Annotated in this window: 1 protein-coding gene; it reads right to left on the reverse strand. The window is 38.7% G+C overall.

What is annotated here, in order from left to right; genetic code table 11:
- The coding region (locus ACTNDS_RS16720; protein ID WP_441036868.1) for an AAA family ATPase at positions 1–344 on the reverse strand (344 nt) is incomplete at both ends.

Below are 344 nucleotides of genomic sequence, written 5' to 3' on the forward strand. Positions count from 1 at the left end.
GAATCAGAACATCCCATTCATCAATAATCACAATAAACTTTCTGCCAGTTACAGTATTGATCCGTGCCAGTGTCTCTGCCAGGGAATGATTCTCTGCCAGAAGTACATCAGGATAATATTCTTTCAATTCTGAAATCGTCTTTTCGGAAATATAAGAAACAACTTTCTCAGGACCATTGGCAGGTCCCATGCACCATTGAATATCCCAGTGAATCACATCATACTGATTCAGATGTTTTCTGAAATCTTTTGCCTGACTGATTTCCAGCCTGGAAAACATTTCTTCTGAATTGCATCCTTTGCTGTAATACGCTGTAAGCATATTTGCAGTAACAGATTTTCCA

This window comes from Blautia sp. HCP3S3_C12 (genome assembly GCF_052064155.1).
GTDB lineage: Bacteria > Bacillota > Clostridia > Lachnospirales > Lachnospiraceae > Blautia_A.